Here is a 16070-nt window from a genome sequence, read left to right as displayed (position 1 = left end):
CCGCATCTCACATCGATCAGGTCGGCAGGTCCAGAACCTGCCGCGCGAGGATGTTGCGCTGTATCTCGTTGGTGCCGCCGTAGATCATTGCGGCCGTCGAGCCGATCAGCGGGGACAGCACATTGAAGCTCTGGCCGTCGAGCACCTGGTCGCCCGCGACCGCGCCCTGCTCTTCGCCTGCCTCGACCAGCAATGCGCCGATGCGGTGGTAGGTTTCGCTGGCCCAGATCTTCAACAGCGACACCGAAGCCGGAAGCGGCTTGCCCGCGCGCACGATGTCGGCAAAACCGGTGTACGCCGCCGACAAATCGAGCACGTCGAGCCGCAGTGCCGCAAAGCGCTGCGCGAACACCGGGTCGGCAAAGAGACGCCGCGCCTCTGCCAGCCGCGCAAGCTGGCCCAGCGCGTACTGCGACTGCTTGGGGCTGCCAAGAAAGATGCGCTCGAAGCCCAGCAGCGCCTTCGCAATGGTCCAGCCGCCATGCAGCTTGCCCACGAGGTTCTCGGCCGGCACGCGCACGTTGTCGAAGAACACCTCGCAGAACTCGGGCTCGCCCGCGAGCGTGTGGATCGGGCGCACCGTGATGCCCGACGTGCGCAGGTCGCACAGCAGGAAACTGATGCCCTCCTGCTTGCGCGCGGCCTTGTCGGTGCGCACGAGCATGAAGATGTGGTTGGCGTCCTGCGCCAGCGTGGTCCAGATCTTCTGGCCGTTGACCATGAAGTGATCGCCCTCGGCGTCGCGCCCCGCCACGGCCTCGGTGCGCAGCCCGGCCAGGTCGGAACCCGCGTTGGGCTCCGAATAACCCTGGCACCACACATGCTCGCCGCGGAGGATGCGCGGCAGAAAGCGCTGCTGCTGTTCGGGCGTGCCGTGCTGGATCAGGAGCGGTCCGATCATCACGATGCCCTGGTCCGGCGCGCGTGCGACGCCGTACTGCTCGACTTCCTCGATCCATGCGATGAGCTTGTCCGCGGGCAGCCCCATCCCGCCATGTGTCTGAGGCCAGGCCGGCGCGATCCAGCCTTGCTCCGACAACGTGAGGTACCACTCTCGGATCTCGCTCCAGCGCGCACGGTGCGAGAGGTAGCGCAGGTGCTGCGGATAGCGCTGCTGCAGAAAGGCGCGCACCATGCGCCGGAACTCGGCCTCGGGCATCGCAGCCCAGTCGGCGCTGCGCGGAAACTCGCCTTGCCATTCGGCGACGCTGGTCCGCGCTTCCACGCCACTGGCGAGTGCGGCATGGCGCCGCTGGTGCGCAGCTGCATTGCCGAGCCACGCCGCAAGGCACAGCGTGCGCTTGTAGTAGAGGCTCAGGTCGCACTCTTGCGTGTAGCCGATGGCGCCGTGCAGCTGCACTGCCGTGCGCGAGGCCTGCAGCGCGGCGGCGGTGCAGCGGGCATTGATACGGCTGGCTTCGGCTTCGAGCCGCTCGGCGGTGAGCGCCTGACTCGCCAGTGCCAGCACCTCGTCGAGCGCAGCCTGCGCCACTTCGAGATGAATGAACATGTCCACGCAGCGGTGCTGCAGCGCCTGAAAGCTGCCGATGAGTTTGCCGAACTGCCAACGGGTGCGCAGATACGCCAGCGTCTGCGCGAGCATGGCCTGCCCCACGCCCAACAGCTCGGCCGCCTGCAGGATCTGGCCGGCTGCGAGCGCTTGGCGCAGCGCGTCCTGCGCGGCCGGCCCTTCGGCCAGCACCGATTCCGACGGCAGCGCCACCTGCTCGAAGCGCAGGTTCGCGGCCTGCCCGCCGTCCACCAGCGGCACTAGCGTTTCACTCACGCCGGCGGTCCCGCGTGGCACCCAAAGCAACACCGCATCGTCGCTGCCGCGCGCCGATACCAGCCAGCCGCTGGCCGCCGCGCCGGGCAACACCATGAGCTTTTCGCCCTGCAGCAGCACGCCGCCGGCATGCCCCGCGCGCGGCTCGCAGCCGCAGGCCAGGGGTACGGCGCTCAGGTCGCCCGCGCTCTCCTGCCAAGCCAGCGCAGGCAGGCTGCGGCCCGCCACCAACTCCGCCAGCAGCGCCTCTGCGCGCGGCGTGCCGAGCCGAGCAAGCAGCAGTGCACTGAGGCCGGCCACTGCCAGTAGCGGCTCGGGCGCGACGTGCTCGCCCGCGGCCCGAAGGATTTGCGCCGCGCCCGCGAGATCCAGGCCCAGGCCGCCCGCGGATTCGGGGGCGAGCATGCCGGTCCACCCCAGTTCGGCGATGGCGCTCCAGCCCTGCGCCTCGTCGGCGTCGGGCCGCTCCATGCGCTCGCGCCGCCGCTGGATCGAACGGCTGCGAACGAAGTAGTCGAGCGCGGCTTCGCGCATGGCGGAGAGTGATTCGATGTCCATCGCCGCAGCGTGACAGAACGGGCCGCCGCACGGCATTTGCATTTGCCGAAGGGAGGGTTTCGCAAACACAGAACCGCCTCACGCGCTGGCGGCATAGATTCGGCGCATGCCTACAAAGATCAAGAAATCCCTGCACACCGAACTCGGCCACAGCACGCCCGACAAGATCACCGTGCGTGGGCGCGACCTGCCCTCCGAGATCCTCGGCCACCTGAACCTCGGGGACATGGCCTTCCTGGAGCTCACCGGCCGCATCCCGACGCCGCAGGAATCCGTCACCTTCAACGCCATCGTTGTCACGCTGGTCGAGCACGGCGTCACGCCGAGCGCGCTGGCCGCGCGCCTCACCTACGCGGGTGCGCCCGAAGCATTGCAGGCCGCCGTGGCCACCGGTCTGTGTGGGCTGGGCACGGTGTTCGTGGGCAGCACCGAGGGCGCGGCGAAGATGCTTTACGAGGCCATCCCTTTCGGCGAGAAACCGACGCGGCCGCTCGCCGAAATGGCGCAGGAGATCGTCGCCGACCACCGCGCGCGCAAGCAGATCGTGCCGGGCCTCGGGCATCCGCTGCACAAGCCCATCGACCCGCGCACGCCGCGACTGTTCCAGATTGCCGAGGAGAACGGCCTTTCCGGACATTACGTCGCGCTGATGCAGGCGGTGCAGCTGGAGGCCGAGCGCGTTTCGGGCAAGTCGCTGCCCATCAATGCCACCGGCGCCATCGGCGCGATTGCCGCCGAGTTCGGCTTTCCCTGGAAGATCATTCGCGGCTTCGGCGTGATGGCGCGCGCCATCGGGCTCGTGGGCCACATCCTCGAGGAGATCGACGACCCGATGGCGATCGAGATCTGGCAACGTGTAGAGAAGGAAGCCGGCGGTCCGCGCCAGGATTGAACGAGATGAACAGCCACAACGACACCCGCTTTGCCGACATTCGCGACGCCGTGCGCGACCTGTGCGCGCAGTTCCCGAACGAATACTTCCGCAAGGTCGACGAAGCGCGCGGCTACCCCGCCGAGTTCGTCGACGCGCTCACCAAGGCCGGCTGGATGGCCGCGCTCATTCCGCAGGAGTACGGCGGCTCCGGCCTTGGGCTCACCGAAGCCTCGGTGATCATGGAGGAGATCAACCGCGCGGGCGGCAACTCGGGCGCCTGCCACGGCCAGATGTACAACATGGGCACGCTGCTGCGCCACGGCAGCGAGGCGCAAAAGCGCAACTACCTGCCGCGCATTGCCACCGGCGAACTGCGCCTGCAGTCGATGGGCGTGACCGAGCCCAGCACCGGCACCGACACCACCAAGATCAAGACCACGGCCGTGAAAAAGGGCGACCGCTACGTCATCAATGGGCAGAAGGTGTGGATCTCGCGCATCCAGCATTCGGACCTGATGATCTTGCTGGCGCGCACCACGCCGCTCGCGGACGTGAAGAAGAAGTCAGAAGGCATGTCGATCTTCATCGTCGACCTGCGCGAAGCCATCGGCAATGGCATGACGGTGCGGCCCATCCTGAACATGGTGAATCACGAGACCAACGAGCTCTTCTTCGAGAACCTCGAGATCCCGGCCGAGAACCTGATCGGCGAGGAAGGCCAGGGCTTCAAGTACATCCTGGACGGTCTCAATGCCGAACGCACGCTGATTGCGGCCGAGTGCATCGGCGACGGCTACTGGTTCATCGACAAGGTGACGGCCTACACCAAGGAGCGCGTGGTGTTCGGCCGTCCCATCGGACAGAACCAGGGCGTGCAGTTTCCGATTGCCGAGGCCTTCATCGAGATCGAAGCCGCGAACCTGATGCGCTACGAAGCCTGCCGTTTGTTCGATGCGCGCGAGCCCTGCGGCGCGCAGGCCAACATGGCGAAGTACCTCGCGGCCAAAGCCAGCTGGGAGGCGGCCAATGCCTGCCTGCAGTTCCATGGCGGATTCGGCTTTGCGTGCGAATACGACATCGAACGCAAGTTCCGCGAGACGCGGCTCTACCAGGTGGCGCCGATCTCGACCAACCTCATCCTGAGCTACGTGGCGGAACACATGCTCGGCCTGCCCCGTTCGTTCTGAAGGCCTCTCATGACTTCATCGAATCATCCCAGCCAGACCTTGGCCACTTTTGCAGCCGAGTTGAAGTTCGCGGACATTCCGGCTCCGGTGCTGCGCCGCACCGAAGACCTGATGCTTGATTGGCTGGGCTCGGTGCTTGCGGCCCGCACTGCGCGACCGGTGCGCAGCATCGAGCGCTTTGCGCAGGTGATGGGGCCCGCCGATGGACCGAGCGAAATCCTGACCTCGCGCCGCACCAGCTCGCCGGTGTTTGCCGCGCTCGTGAACGCGGCGGCCTCGCACTACGTGGAACAGGACGATGTGCACAACGGCTCGGTCTTCCATCCCGCGGCCGTGGTCATCGCGCCCGCGCTGGCCGTGGCGCAGAGCCTGGGTGCAAGCGGTGCGCAGTTGCTGACCGCGGTGGTCGCGGGCTACGAGGTCGGCATTCGCGTCGGCGAGTTTCTCGGCCGCTCCCACTACAGGACCTTTCACACGACCGCGACGGCAGGCACGCTGGCCGCAGCGGCCGCGGTGGGCAGCTTGTTGAAGCTCACGCCACAGCAGATGCTGCACGCCTTCGGCTCGGCCGGTACGCAGTCGGCGGGTGTGTGGGAGTTCTTGCGCGACGCGGCCGATTCCAAGCAGCTGCACTGCGCGCATGCGGCTGCCAGCGGACTGATGTCGGCCTATCTTGCGCAGGACGGTTTCACGGGCGCCGCCAAGGTACTCGAAGGCGCACAAGGGCTTGGCGTCGGTATGTCGAGCGACGCCGATCCCGCGAAGCTCACCGACCGCCTCGGCACGCGCTGGGCGTTGGCTGAAACCTCGTTCAAGTACCACGCATCCTGCCGACACACGCATCCCGCAGCCGACGCGCTGCTGCAGGTGATGGCGCAGAACAACCTGAAGCACGACGACGTGGCTCGCGTGACCACGCACGTGCATCAAGGTGCCATTGACGTGCTGGGCCGTGTCACGGTGCCGGCCACGGTGCATCAGGGCAAGTTCTCTATGGGGACCGTGCTCGGCCTTATCGCGGTACACGGCCGCGCGGGCCTCGGCGAATTCGACCGCGACTTTCTCGCGCCCGAGGTGGCCGCGTTCCGCGACAAAGTGGTGATGGAACTCGATGCCGAGGTCGACACCGCCTACCCCGCGCGCTGGATCGGCAAGGTCAGCGTGCAGACCCGCGATGGCCGCACGCTGCAAGGCCGTGTCGACGAGCCCAAGGGCGATCCGGGCAACACCCTGAGCCGCGCCGAGATCGAGGACAAGATGCAGCGCCTGACGCACTACGGCGAAGGCGCCACGGCTGACGAAGCCAAGGCGTTGTGCCAGCGCATCTGGCAACTGGCCGACGCACCGCGCGTGGAACGCTGGCTGCCCTGAAGGCAGCACGGCGCACGCGCAAGCTACTGCGCGATCAGATGATCGAACAGCTCGCGCGCCGAGGCCGGCAGCTGTTCGCGGTCGCGCGCAATGAGCTTGAGTTCGCGCTCCGCCCACGCATCGCTGAGGGCGACGGTCGAGATCCGCATCGCCATCGACAGCCGCTGCGCCGATGAGGCCGGCAGCACGCCGACACCCACGCCCGCCTCGATCATCAGGCAGATCGCCTCGAAGCTGCTGACCTGGATGCGCGGGTTGAAGCCGCGGCCGGCCAGCTCGGCACGGCGCTGCAAAAAGCGGTGGATGGCGCTGCCGTGATGCAGGCCCACGTGCTGCTCGTCGAGCGTGTCGGCAAAGGCCACCGAGGGTGCGCCCGCCAGGTGGTGGTTAAGGGGCACCACCAGCACGAGTTGGTTGCGGCCGAAGGGACGCGCGTCGAATTCCCCGGTGTGCACATCGCCGGCCAGGATGCCGATGTCGGCCTCGCCGTCGGCCACCGCGCGCACGATTTCTTCGCTCAGGTATTCGCGCAGGTCCACCTGCACGGCCGGATGTTGCGTGAGAAAGCCGGCCAGCTTCTGCGGCAGGTATTCGGTGATGGAGGTGGTGTTGGCGAACACGCGCACGTGGCCCTTGATGCCCTTGCCGAAGTCCTGCATGTCGCATCGGAGGTGCTCCATCTGCTGCATCACGCGCTTGGCGTGGTAGAGCACCGCTTGGCCCGCGGCCGTGAGGCTCACGCCCTGCGCGCTGCGGTGCAGCAGCTTGCCGCCCACGGCTTCTTCCATCTGCTTGATGCGCGTGGAGGCCGCCGCGAGCGAGATGCAGGCTTTTTCGGCGCCGCGCGTGAGGCTGCGCGCCTCGGCCACGTAGACGAACAGTTTCAGGTCGAACAGGTCGAAATGCAGGTTCACCGGACAAGCGCGCCACAAGAGATAGAAGCACACATTGTCCGGCGAATGGCGCCGGGTGCACCGGCCTCAGGGTTTGACCTCAGCAGCCTGGCCTCAGACGGGGTCCCAGCTGAACACGTCCGCCGAGCGGTCCAGCGGATAGAAGCTCGCGCGCATGGCGGGCATGGCGTGCTCGGCAATGCTCTGGGGCGTCCAGCCTTCAGAGCGGTGGATGGAGCGCACCGGCCGCGGCTGGCTGATGAGCGAGATCTCGTTGTTGCGCACCGAGAAGATCTGGCCGTTGACCGCGCTGGCCGCCTCGCTCGCCAGATACACCGCGAGCGGCGCCACCTTGGCGGGCGTCATCTGCTTGATCTTGTCGACACGGGCGCGCTGCTCGTCGGTGTCGGTGGGAATCGCGCCGATCATGCGGCTCCACGCAAAGGGCGCAATGCAGTTGGAGCGCACGTTGAACTTGAGCATGTCGAGCGCAATGGACTTCGACAGCGCCGCGATCCCGAGCTTGGCCGCCGCGTAGTTGGCCTGGCCGTAGTTGCCGATGAGGCCCGAAGTTGACGTCATGTGCACCAGCGCGCCCGAGTTCTGCTCCTTGAAGTGCGTGGCCGCCGCGCGGCTCACGTAGTAAGCGCCGTAGAGGTGCACCTTGATCACGGCGTCCCATTCGTCGACCGACATCTTGTGGAAGAAGCGGTCGCGCAGGATGCCGGCGTTGTTGATCACGGCGTCGATGCGGCCGAAGCTCTCGACCGCGCATTCGACGATGCGCGCCGCGCTGGCCGCATCGGCCACGCTGTCGGTGTTGGGCACGGCCTGCCCGCCCGCTGCGCGGATCTCGTCGACCACCTGCTGCGCCGGGCCGGCGCTGCCGCCCTCTCCATCGAGCGCGGCGCCGATGTCGTTCACCACCACCTTGGCACCGTGGCTGGCCATGGCCAGCGCGATGTCGCGCCCGATGCCGCCGCCCGCGCCGGTGACGACGACTACTTTTCCTTCAACCATGTGTGTCTGCTCCGGGAAATCCGCCCGCGGTTCACGGGCAGATCCAGAATGCCACAGGCGCGCGGCAGCGAGTTTCTGATTTCCGAAGAGGGGCTTCGGCGGCGCGCGCTCTGCTTATTGCCGCGCGGTACGGATGTTGGGCGGCAGCGCCTGCGGCCAGCTGGTGCGGAAGGGATTGATGTCGAGCCCGCCGCGCCGCGTATAGCGCGCATACACCGCAAGCTTGTTGGGCTGGCACTGGCGCCATATGTCGGTGAACATGCGCTCGACGCAGGGTTCGTGAAACTCGTTGTGGTTGCGAAAGCTCACGATGTACGCCAGGAGGCCGGCCTGGTCGATGGCGGGGCCGCTGTAGCGGATCTGCACGCTGCCCCAGTCGGGTTGGCCGGTGACGAGGCAATTGCTCTTGAGCAGGCGGCTGGTGAGCGTTTCGTTCACCGGCGGCTGGGTGGTGTCGCTGGACAGCAGCTCGGGCGCGGGCTGGTAGTGGGTGCACTCGATGTCGAGCCGGTCCAGATCGAGGCCGTCGAGTTCGTGCACCGGCTCGCGGTCGAACATGTCGGGCGCCAGCAGCTTCACGCCGATGCCGGCGGACTGGTCGCTGCCGCGCCAGAGCGCTTCGGACAGGTCGGTGCGCAGGCGTTCGCGCACGGCATCGAGGCTCGCGAAAGCGGTGCTGTTGAAGCTGTTGAGGTACAGCTTGAACGACTTGCTCTCGATGATGTTGGGCGTTTCGCAAGGCACGGTGAAGTGCGCGATGGCCAGTTGCGGCTTGCCGCGCAGGTTGAGCCAGCTCACCTCGAAGGCGGTCCAGAGATCGGCGCCGAAGAAGGGCAGCACAGCGCCGGTAATGCCCATGGCCTCGCGCTGGGTGGCGCGCGAAATCGGAAACAGCAGCGAGGCGTCGTACTTGTCTGCGTAGGCCGAGGCACGGCCTAGTTGCGACTGCTCGGGAGTGTTCGGGTTGTCGGGGGCGTTGTCGAGGCTCATTGCTTGTCCTTGGCGTCCACGGCATGCGCGAACGGGGCGATGTGGTTGGCGAGGATGGTGCAGACCTGGGGCGGCAGGTCGTGGCCCATGCCGGGAATTGCGATGAACTTCGAGCCCGGAATGCGCTCCGCCGAATCCTTGCCGCAGGCAATGGGCACGAGGGCGTCGGCTTCGCCGTGCAGCACCAGCGTCGGTCTCTGGATGCGCGGCAGGATCTGCGGGCGATCTTCATCGGCGCCAATGGCGAGCATCTGCCGCATCAGGCCGGCCGGACGGTACGAACGGCGCATGCTGAAGGTGAGGCGTTCGGCCAGTTCCTCGTCGGTCTGCGGATACGCCGGGCTCTGGATCAGGCGCAGAAGCTTGACGCTGTGTGCCACGAGCTCGGCCTCGCTGCGGCCCAGGGGCCTGCGCATGAGCATGGCCGTGACTTCGCGGCGCGGACCGGGCAGGCCGCGCGCGCCGCTCGAACTCATGATGCTCACGAGGCTGGCAGTTCGCTGCGGCGCACTGGCGGCAAGGCGCTGCGCGATCATGCCGCCCATGGAGGCCCCGACGACGTGGGCCTTGGCAATGCCCAGCGCGTCGAGCACGCCGATCGAGTCCTGCGTCATGTCCTGCAGGGTGTAGGCCGAGCGCACCTTGAGGCCGAGGCGGTGGCGAACGGTTTCCCAGACGATGTTGCCGGTACCGACATGGTCGAAGCCCTGGCTCAGGCCGATGTCGCGGTTGTCGTGGCGCACCACGCGGAAGCCCGCGTCGACCAGTTGCCGCACGAAGCCGTTCGGCCACGCGACCAGCTGCATGCCCAGGCCCATGATGAGCAGGATGACGGGGCGCCCCTCCCCGCCGGTGTCGTCGACTTCGATCTGCAATCCGTTGGCCGTGACTTTCATCGCTTCCTTGTGGCTATTTGAATTCGCGCTCGCGCAACCACTTGGTGGCAACCCATTTCTCGCCCGCGAGCACGGGTGCCCCGCCATGCAGGGTGCGGGTGGCAGGGTCGGGCTCGTCGTAGCTGAAGAACACGCCGGTGCCGCGCACGGGCGCGACTTCCAGGCCCACGTCGGGGAACGTGGTGGCACCGCCCTGCTCGGGCTCCTGCAGGTACATCACGAGCGTGGCCACGCGTTGGCCGCCGCGCTTGAGAATGGTGGGCGTGCCGGGCTCGCCCGGGTCGAAGTAGTCGTAGTGCGGCCGGTACTGGGCGCCGGGCGCATAGCGCAGGATCTGCAGGCCTTCGCCAAACTCCACCGGCCAGCGCAGCAATGCGGAAATGCGCTGCTCCAGGCGCGCGACGATGTCGTTCTCGCCGCGCTCGAAGAACATGCCTTCGCTGGTGCGGTCGACGTTCAGCACTTCGCCGCCGGTGCGGGTTTCGACCGTGAGCGAGCGCGCCAGCCGCACGCGGGCCGCGGCAATCAGGCCTTCGCATTCCTCCGGCGAAAGCAGGTTGCCGAACACCACCACGCGCGGATGCCGCATGGTGTGCAGCACCTGCACGCGGCGGTCGCCCGCATCGATGTAGAGCGGCGCGCCTTCGAGGTCGGGGCCTGGCATGTCGGTGCGCGGTGTCTTCGCAGCCACTTCCAAGTGCGGAAATCCGGCCTCGAGTTGAGCCAGCGCGAGATCGGTGGCCGCGTCCTTCCAGCCGGCTGCGCGCATCGACGCGCGCAGCGCGGGCACCGAATGCCCCGCCGCGAGCTGCGACACCAGCCACTCCCTCAGCTCGGGACTGATCGCCTGTGACATCTCAAGCCTTCCTCCTGAACACCAGCCTTTCGGCTGTCGATACGCTGGCATCGAAACCATAACCCTCGAGATCGAATTTTTCCAGCGCCTTGGGCGTAGCAGCCTTGTGCAGCACCGCCCAGCGCGCGAGCAGTCCGCGGGCGCGCTTGGCGTAGAAGCTCACGATCTTGTACTTGTCGCCCTTCCATTCCTCGAACACGCATTCGACCACGCGGGCCTTGAGCGCCTTCCTGTCCACCGACTTGAAGTATTCCTGCGAGGCGACATTGACCACGACGGGCGTGCGGTCTGCCGCCAGCCGCTCGTTGAGGTGCTCCGCAATGCGCGAGCCCCAGAAGGCATACAGGTCCTTGCCATGGCGGTTGGCAAGCGGCGTGCCCATCTCCAGCCGGTAGGGCTGGAGCAGGTCGAGCGGACGCAGCAGGCCATAGAGCCCGCTCAGGATGCAAAGGTGCTCCTGCGCCCAGGCCAGCTGGGCCGGCGCGAGCGAGCGGGCATCGAGGCCGCCGTACACGTCGCCGTCGAATGCGAAGGCCGCCTGGCGAGCATTCTTCGGCGTGCTCTTGCCGGCCCAGGCCTGGTAGCGCGCCACATTGAGGGCAGAGAGCTTGTCCGACAGGTGCATGAGCTCCGAAATCTGCAACGGCGACTTCTCGCGCAGCAGCTTGATCAATTCGACCGAAGGGCCGCGCGGGGATTCGAAATGGGGTTGGGTGGCAGGGATTTCGGCGGGAACGGGGGTGTCGTAGTCGAGCGACTTCGCAGGGGAAAGCAAGAAGAGCATCCCGGAATTATGTGGGGTGGGGCTCGCCCGGGGCCGCCCCGGTAAAATCGCTGGCTATCCCACCCTTGTCTCCACGGCTCCCCCGAAGGCGCCGTTCTGCATCTCCCTGCATCTCCAATGAGCGAATCCACCACCCCTTCCGCCCAGCCTGGTCTGGACAGCCTGTCCAAATCGTTCGAACCCGCCGCCATCGAGGCGCACTGGGGCCCGGAGTGGGAAAAGCGCGGCTATGCCAAGGCCGGTTTCCGCGGCACCCAGGAGCCGAAGGAAGGCGCCGATTCGTTCGCGATCCAGCTGCCGCCGCCCAACGTGACGGGCACGCTGCACATGGGCCATGCGTTCAATCAGACCATCATGGACAGCCTCGCGCGCTACCACCGCATGAAGGGCGACAACACGCTCTGGCTGCCGGGCACCGACCATGCGGGCATCGCCACGCAGATCGTGGTGGAACGGCAGCTGCAGGAACAGAAGATCAGCCGCCACGACATGGGCCCGACGCCCGCTGAGGCACGCAAGAACTTCGTCGCGAAGGTGTGGGAGTGGAAGGAAAAGAGCGGCAACACCATCACCGGCCAGATGCGCCGCATGGGCGACACGGTCGACTGGAGCCGCGAATACTTCACGATGGACGATGACCTTTCGAAGGTCGTCACGCAAACCTTCGTCTCGCTTTATGAAGAAGGCCTGATCTACCGCGGCAAGCGCCTGGGCAACTGGGACCCGGTGCTCAAGACCTCGGTGAGCGACCTCGAAGTGGAAAGCGAAGAGGAAGACGGTTCGCTCTGGCACATCGCCTATCCGCTGGAAGACGGGAGCGCCACGCTGACCGTTGCCACCACGCGGCCCGAAACCATGCTGGGCGACACGGCCGTGATGGTTCACCCCGAAGACGAGCGCTACAAACACCTGATCGGCCAGCGCGTGAAGCTGCCGCTGGTAGACCGGCTGATCCCCATCATTGCCGACGACTACGTCGACAAGGAGTTCGGCACCGGCGTGGTAAAGGTGACGCCCGCGCACGACTACAACGACTACGCCGTCGGCCAGCGCCACAAGCTCGAGATGATCGGCATCCTCACGCTCGATGCGACCATCAACGACAACGCGCCCGCGAAGTACCGCGGCATGGACCGCTTCGTCGCGCGCAAGGCCATCGTGGCCGACCTCGATGCGCTCGGCCTCATGGTCGAAGTGAAGAAGCACAAGCTGATGGTGCCGCGCTGCGCGCGCTCGGGCGCCATCGTCGAGCCGATGCTCACCGACCAGTGGTATGTGGCCATGACGCGGCCGGGTGCCGACGGCCAGTCGATCGCGCAGAAGGCCATCGACGTGGTGAAGACCGGCGAGGTGCGCTTCGTGCCCGAGAACTGGGTCAACACCTACAACCACTGGATGGAGAACATCCAGGACTGGACCATTTCGCGGCAGCTCTGGTGGGGCCATCAGATTCCGGCTTGGTATGACGACGAAGGCAATGTGTACGTCGCGCATGACGAGGCAGAGGCCGAGGCCAAGGCCCCGGGCAAGAAGCTGCGCCGCGACGAAGACGTGCTCGACACCTGGTACTCGGCGGCCCTGGTGCCCTTCTCCACGCTCGGCTGGCCCGAGAAGACGAAGGACCTGGAGCTGTACCTGCCTTCGAGCGTGCTGGTGACGGGCTACGACATCATCTTCTTCTGGGTCGCCCGGATGATCATGATGACCAAGCACTTCACCGGCAAGGTGCCGTTCAAGGACGTGTACATCCACGGCCTGGTGCGCGATGCGCAAGGCAAGAAGATGAGCAAGTCGGAAGGCAACGTGCTCGACCCGGTCGACCTGATCGACGGCATTGCATTGCCCGAGCTGCTCGACAAGCGCACGCAAGGCCTGCGCAAGCCCGAGACCGCACCCGCGGTGCGCAAGAACACGCAGAAAGAATTTCCCGAAGGCATTCCGGCCTTTGGCGCCGATGCGCTGCGTTTCACCTTCGCATCGCTCGCATCGCTCGGCCGCAGCATCAATTTCGACAGCAAGCGCTGCGAGGGTTACCGCAACTTCTGTAACAAGCTCTGGAACGCCACGCGCTTCGTGCTGATGAACTGCGAGGGGCAGGACTGCGGCCTGCGCGAGCACACCAAGGAAGAGTGCGCCGTCGGCGGACCGGCCCACGGCTACCTGAAGTTCAGCCGGGCCGATTTCTGGATCGCCTCGAAGCTGCAGCGCGTCGAAGCCGAAGTGGCCAAGGGCTTCGAGGAATATCGGCTCGACAACGTGGCCAACGCCATCTACCAGTTTGCCTGGGACGAGTTCTGCGACTGGTACCTCGAGATCGCGAAGGTGCAGATCCAGACCGGTGACGATTCGCAGAAGCGCGCCACGCGCCGCACGCTGATCCGCACGCTCGAGGCACTGCTGCGCCTTGCGCATCCGGTGATTCCGTTCATCACGGAAGAGTTGTGGCAGAAGGTCGCGCCCGTCGCAGGACGCGAGGGCGAATCGATCATGGTGGCGACATACCCGCAGAGCCAGCCCGGGAAGATCGACGAAGCAGCCGAAGCGCACGTGGCGCGCCTGAAGGCGCTGGTGGATGCGTGCCGCACGCTGCGCGGCGAAATGAACGTGTCCCCCGCCGTGCGCCTGCCGCTCTATGCGGTGGCCGACGATGCCGAGGGCGCGGCGTTCCTGCGCGATGCGGCACCGGTGCTGCAGGCCCTGGCCAAGCTCAAGGAAGTGAAAGTGTTCGACGACGAGGCTTCATGGTCGGCAGCGGCCGAAGCGGCGCCCGTGGCCGTGGTGGGCACGGCACGCCTGTGCCTGCACATGGAGATCGACAAGGCCGCCGAGCGTGCGCGCATAGGCAAGGAAATTGCTCGCATCGAAGGCGAGATCCTGAAAGTGAACGGCAAGCTCGGCAATGAAGCCTTTGTAGCTAAGGCACCACCGGCTGTCATCGAACAGGAGCGCAAGCGCCTGAGCGATTTCAGTGCAACCTTGGAACGTCTTCGCGATCAGCTTGTGCGTCTTGGCTGACACACATGGATCGGGTCAGGGTTTAGGATGACAAAAGCGGTATTTCGGTACCGTTTATTGACTTCTAAAACCTTCTTCTTCAACTGAACGAACAGACGCCCAAATTGTCCATGCCCATTCCCTCGACACGCATCCGCAAGGCCGTATTTCCTGTTGCAGGTTTCGGCACCCGCTTTCTGCCCGCCACCAAGGCGCAGCCAAAGGAAATGCTGCCGGTTGTCGACAAGCCACTCATCCAGTACGCGGTTGAGGAAGCCTACGCGGCGGGCATTCGCGACATGATTTTCGTAACGGGCCGAAACAAGCGTGCCATCGAAGATCACTACGACACCGCCTACGAACTCGAGAGCCAACTCGAGGCGAGCGGCAAGCACGAGCTGCTCAACATCGCGCGCTCCGTGATGCCCGACGACATGACCTGCTCCTACGTGCGCCAGCCGCGCATGCTGGGCTTGGGCCATGCAGTGCTGTGCGCCGAACACCTGGTCGGCAACGAACCCTTTGCCGTGCTGCTGGCCGACGACTTGATGGTCGGCCCGGTGGGCGGAATGCCCGTTCTTGCGCAGATGACGGCTGCTTTCGGCAAGCTGGGCGCATCGGTGCTGGCAGTGCAGGAAGTGCCGCTCGAGCACGTGAAGCGCTACGGCATCGTGGCAGGTGAATCCATCGGCGACGATCTCGTGAAGGTTGATCGCATGATCGAGAAGCCCTCGCCAGACAAGGCACCCTCGCGCCTTGGCGTGGCGGGTCGCTACATCCTCACGCCCGGCGTGTTCGACGAGATTCGCAACCAGCCCAAGGGCGCGGGCGGCGAAATCCAGCTCACAGACGGCATCGCTGCGCTGATGAAGAAGGAAGCGGTCTACGCCTATGCCTACAAGGGCATCCGCTACGACTGCGGCAGCAAGGAAGGCTTTTTGCAAGCCTCGGTGGAGCTTGCGCTGGCGCACCCCGAAGTGGGCGCGCAATTCCGCGAGTATCTGAAGAGCTTGGAGCTCTGAAGAGAAAGGGCCCCGACGGGGCCCTTTTCTTTTCTGGTCAGCGCCTCTTCAGCACATGGATGAAGTCGCTGCCGATCGTCTGCTGTTCGACCAGCTCGTTGCCGGTCTGGCGCGCAAAGGCCTGAAAGTCGCGCACCGAGCCGGGGTCGGTTGACACCACCTTGAGGAGCTGACCGCTCGCCATGTCGTTGAGCGACTTCTTCGCCTTGAGAATGGGCAGCGGACAGTTCAGCCCGCGCGTATCGATTTCGCGATCAACTTCCATGCTTCGGCTCCTCGGGCGGCAGCACGAGTCCGCGGCGCCGCGCTTCGTTTTCGGCCGCGGTGAAGAACACGGGCTCGTGGCCGCGCGCGCGCAGCCAGTCGGCCAGCGCATAGCCGGTGCCGGCGGGCCAGCACTTGAGATCGGGCAGGTCGTAGAGGCGATAGTCCACGAGCTCGGGCGAGAGCCTGACGTCGCCATCGGCCACCACGTGGTAGGCGATGATGATCTGGTTCATGCGCTGAAAGTCGTACGCACCGACGAGCTTGGCCGCGCTCACGTCGAGGTTGGTTTCTTCCTTCACCTCGCGCGCAATGCCTTCCTCGGGCGTTTCGCCGGCCTCCATGAAGCCGGTGATCAGCGCATACATCTTGGCCGGCCATGCCGCATTGCGCGCCAGCAGCACCTGGCCGCGGTACTCGACGATGGCAGCCAGCACGGGCGTGGGATTGTTCCAATGCGTGTGGCCGCATGAGGGGCAACGCAGCCGCTCCTTGGGGCCGCCGTCTTCCATCAGCGCGATCCATTCGAGAGGCGTGGCGCAGGCCTGGCAAAACTTGGGATGGGGCATGGTCGT

Annotated in this window: 14 protein-coding genes; 5 read left to right on the top strand and 9 right to left on the bottom strand. The window is 66.0% G+C overall.

Going from position 1 to position 16070, the window contains the following annotated elements; genetic code table 11:
• Nucleotides 1-16: 16 nt before the first annotated feature.
• Nucleotides 17-2344 (bottom strand): acyl-CoA dehydrogenase, encoded by a 2328-nt coding sequence (locus ASC78_RS17815; protein WP_055803983.1) that lies wholly within the window; start codon nt 2342-2344, stop codon nt 17-19.
• A gap of 106 nt (nt 2345-2450) precedes the next feature.
• Between ASC78_RS17815 and ASC78_RS17810 the strand changes: the two genes are divergently transcribed.
• From ASC78_RS17810 to ASC78_RS17800, 3 genes are read left to right on the top strand one after another with little or no spacing between them, the layout of a single operon-like run.
• The gene (locus tag ASC78_RS17810) at nt 2451-3236 is read left to right on the top strand and encodes a citryl-CoA lyase (RefSeq protein ID WP_055803980.1); all 786 of its coding nucleotides are present in this window, start codon (nt 2451-2453) and stop codon (nt 3234-3236) included.
• Nucleotides 3237-3241: 5 nt separating this feature from the next.
• On the top strand, nt 3242-4405 hold the full coding sequence (locus ASC78_RS17805; protein WP_055803976.1) for an acyl-CoA dehydrogenase family protein: 1164 nt from the start codon (nt 3242-3244) through the stop codon (nt 4403-4405).
• Nucleotides 4406-4414: 9 nt separating this feature from the next.
• Nucleotides 4415-5776 carry an MmgE/PrpD family protein gene (locus ASC78_RS17800; protein WP_055803973.1) on the top strand — a complete coding sequence of 454 codons (1362 nt, stop codon included), beginning with the start codon at nt 4415-4417 and terminating at the stop codon, nt 5774-5776.
• 23 nt (nt 5777-5799) lie between these two features.
• On the opposite strand, the gene ASC78_RS17795 is transcribed toward ASC78_RS17800, so the two are convergent.
• From ASC78_RS17795 to yaaA, 6 genes are all read right to left on the bottom strand, one after another.
• Nucleotides 5800-6690 carry a LysR substrate-binding domain-containing protein gene (locus tag ASC78_RS17795; RefSeq protein WP_055803970.1) on the bottom strand — a complete coding sequence of 297 codons (891 nt, stop codon included), beginning with the start codon at nt 6688-6690 and terminating at the stop codon, nt 5800-5802.
• Nucleotides 6691-6783: 93 nt separating this feature from the next.
• Nucleotides 6784-7689 (bottom strand): SDR family NAD(P)-dependent oxidoreductase, encoded by a 906-nt coding sequence (locus ASC78_RS17790; protein ID WP_055803967.1) that lies wholly within the window; start codon nt 7687-7689, stop codon nt 6784-6786.
• Nucleotides 7690-7803: 114 nt separating this feature from the next.
• Nucleotides 7804-8679 carry an NADPH-dependent 7-cyano-7-deazaguanine reductase QueF gene (gene queF, locus ASC78_RS17785; protein WP_055803964.1) on the bottom strand — a complete coding sequence of 292 codons (876 nt, stop codon included), beginning with the start codon at nt 8677-8679 and terminating at the stop codon, nt 7804-7806.
• Complete coding sequence (locus ASC78_RS17780; protein WP_055803961.1) at nt 8676-9575, bottom strand: alpha/beta fold hydrolase; 900 nt, start codon at nt 9573-9575, stop codon at nt 8676-8678. The genes queF and ASC78_RS17780 overlap by 4 nt, the downstream gene beginning before the upstream one ends.
• Nucleotides 9576-9588: 13 nt before the next feature.
• Entirely contained in the window at nt 9589-10431 is an 843-nt protein-coding gene (locus ASC78_RS17775; RefSeq protein WP_055803958.1) for a 2OG-Fe(II) oxygenase, read from the bottom strand.
• Between the two features lies 1 nt (nt 10432).
• Nucleotides 10433-11215 (bottom strand): peroxide stress protein YaaA, encoded by a 783-nt coding sequence (yaaA, locus tag ASC78_RS17770; RefSeq protein ID WP_055803954.1) that lies wholly within the window; start codon nt 11213-11215, stop codon nt 10433-10435.
• A 117-nt stretch (nt 11216-11332) separates the two neighbouring features.
• Here yaaA and ASC78_RS17765 point away from each other — a divergent pair, with 117 nt between their 5' ends.
• Both ASC78_RS17765 and galU read left to right on the top strand, forming a co-directional pair.
• A complete protein-coding gene (locus ASC78_RS17765; protein ID WP_055803951.1) occupies nt 11333-14230 on the top strand; it encodes a valine--tRNA ligase in 2898 nt (965 codons plus the stop codon).
• A gap of 110 nt (nt 14231-14340) precedes the next feature.
• Entirely contained in the window at nt 14341-15231 is an 891-nt protein-coding gene (gene galU / locus ASC78_RS17760) for a UTP--glucose-1-phosphate uridylyltransferase GalU (RefSeq protein WP_055803948.1), read from the top strand.
• 37 nt (nt 15232-15268) lie between these two features.
• Here the strand turns inward: galU and ASC78_RS17755 are convergent, their stop codons facing one another.
• On the bottom strand, nt 15269-15496 hold the full coding sequence (locus ASC78_RS17755; protein ID WP_055803945.1) for a sulfurtransferase TusA family protein: 228 nt from the start codon (nt 15494-15496) through the stop codon (nt 15269-15271).
• On the bottom strand, nt 15486-16064 hold the full coding sequence (locus ASC78_RS17750) for an NUDIX hydrolase (RefSeq protein ID WP_055803944.1): 579 nt from the start codon (nt 16062-16064) through the stop codon (nt 15486-15488). The genes ASC78_RS17755 and ASC78_RS17750 overlap by 11 nt, the downstream gene beginning before the upstream one ends.
• Between the last annotated feature and the right edge of the window lie 6 nt (nt 16065-16070).

The organism is Variovorax sp. Root318D1, from assembly GCF_001424835.1.
Classification (GTDB): Bacteria; Pseudomonadota; Gammaproteobacteria; order Burkholderiales; family Burkholderiaceae_C; genus Variovorax.
This window is presented reverse-complemented; position numbering and strand designations above follow the sequence as displayed.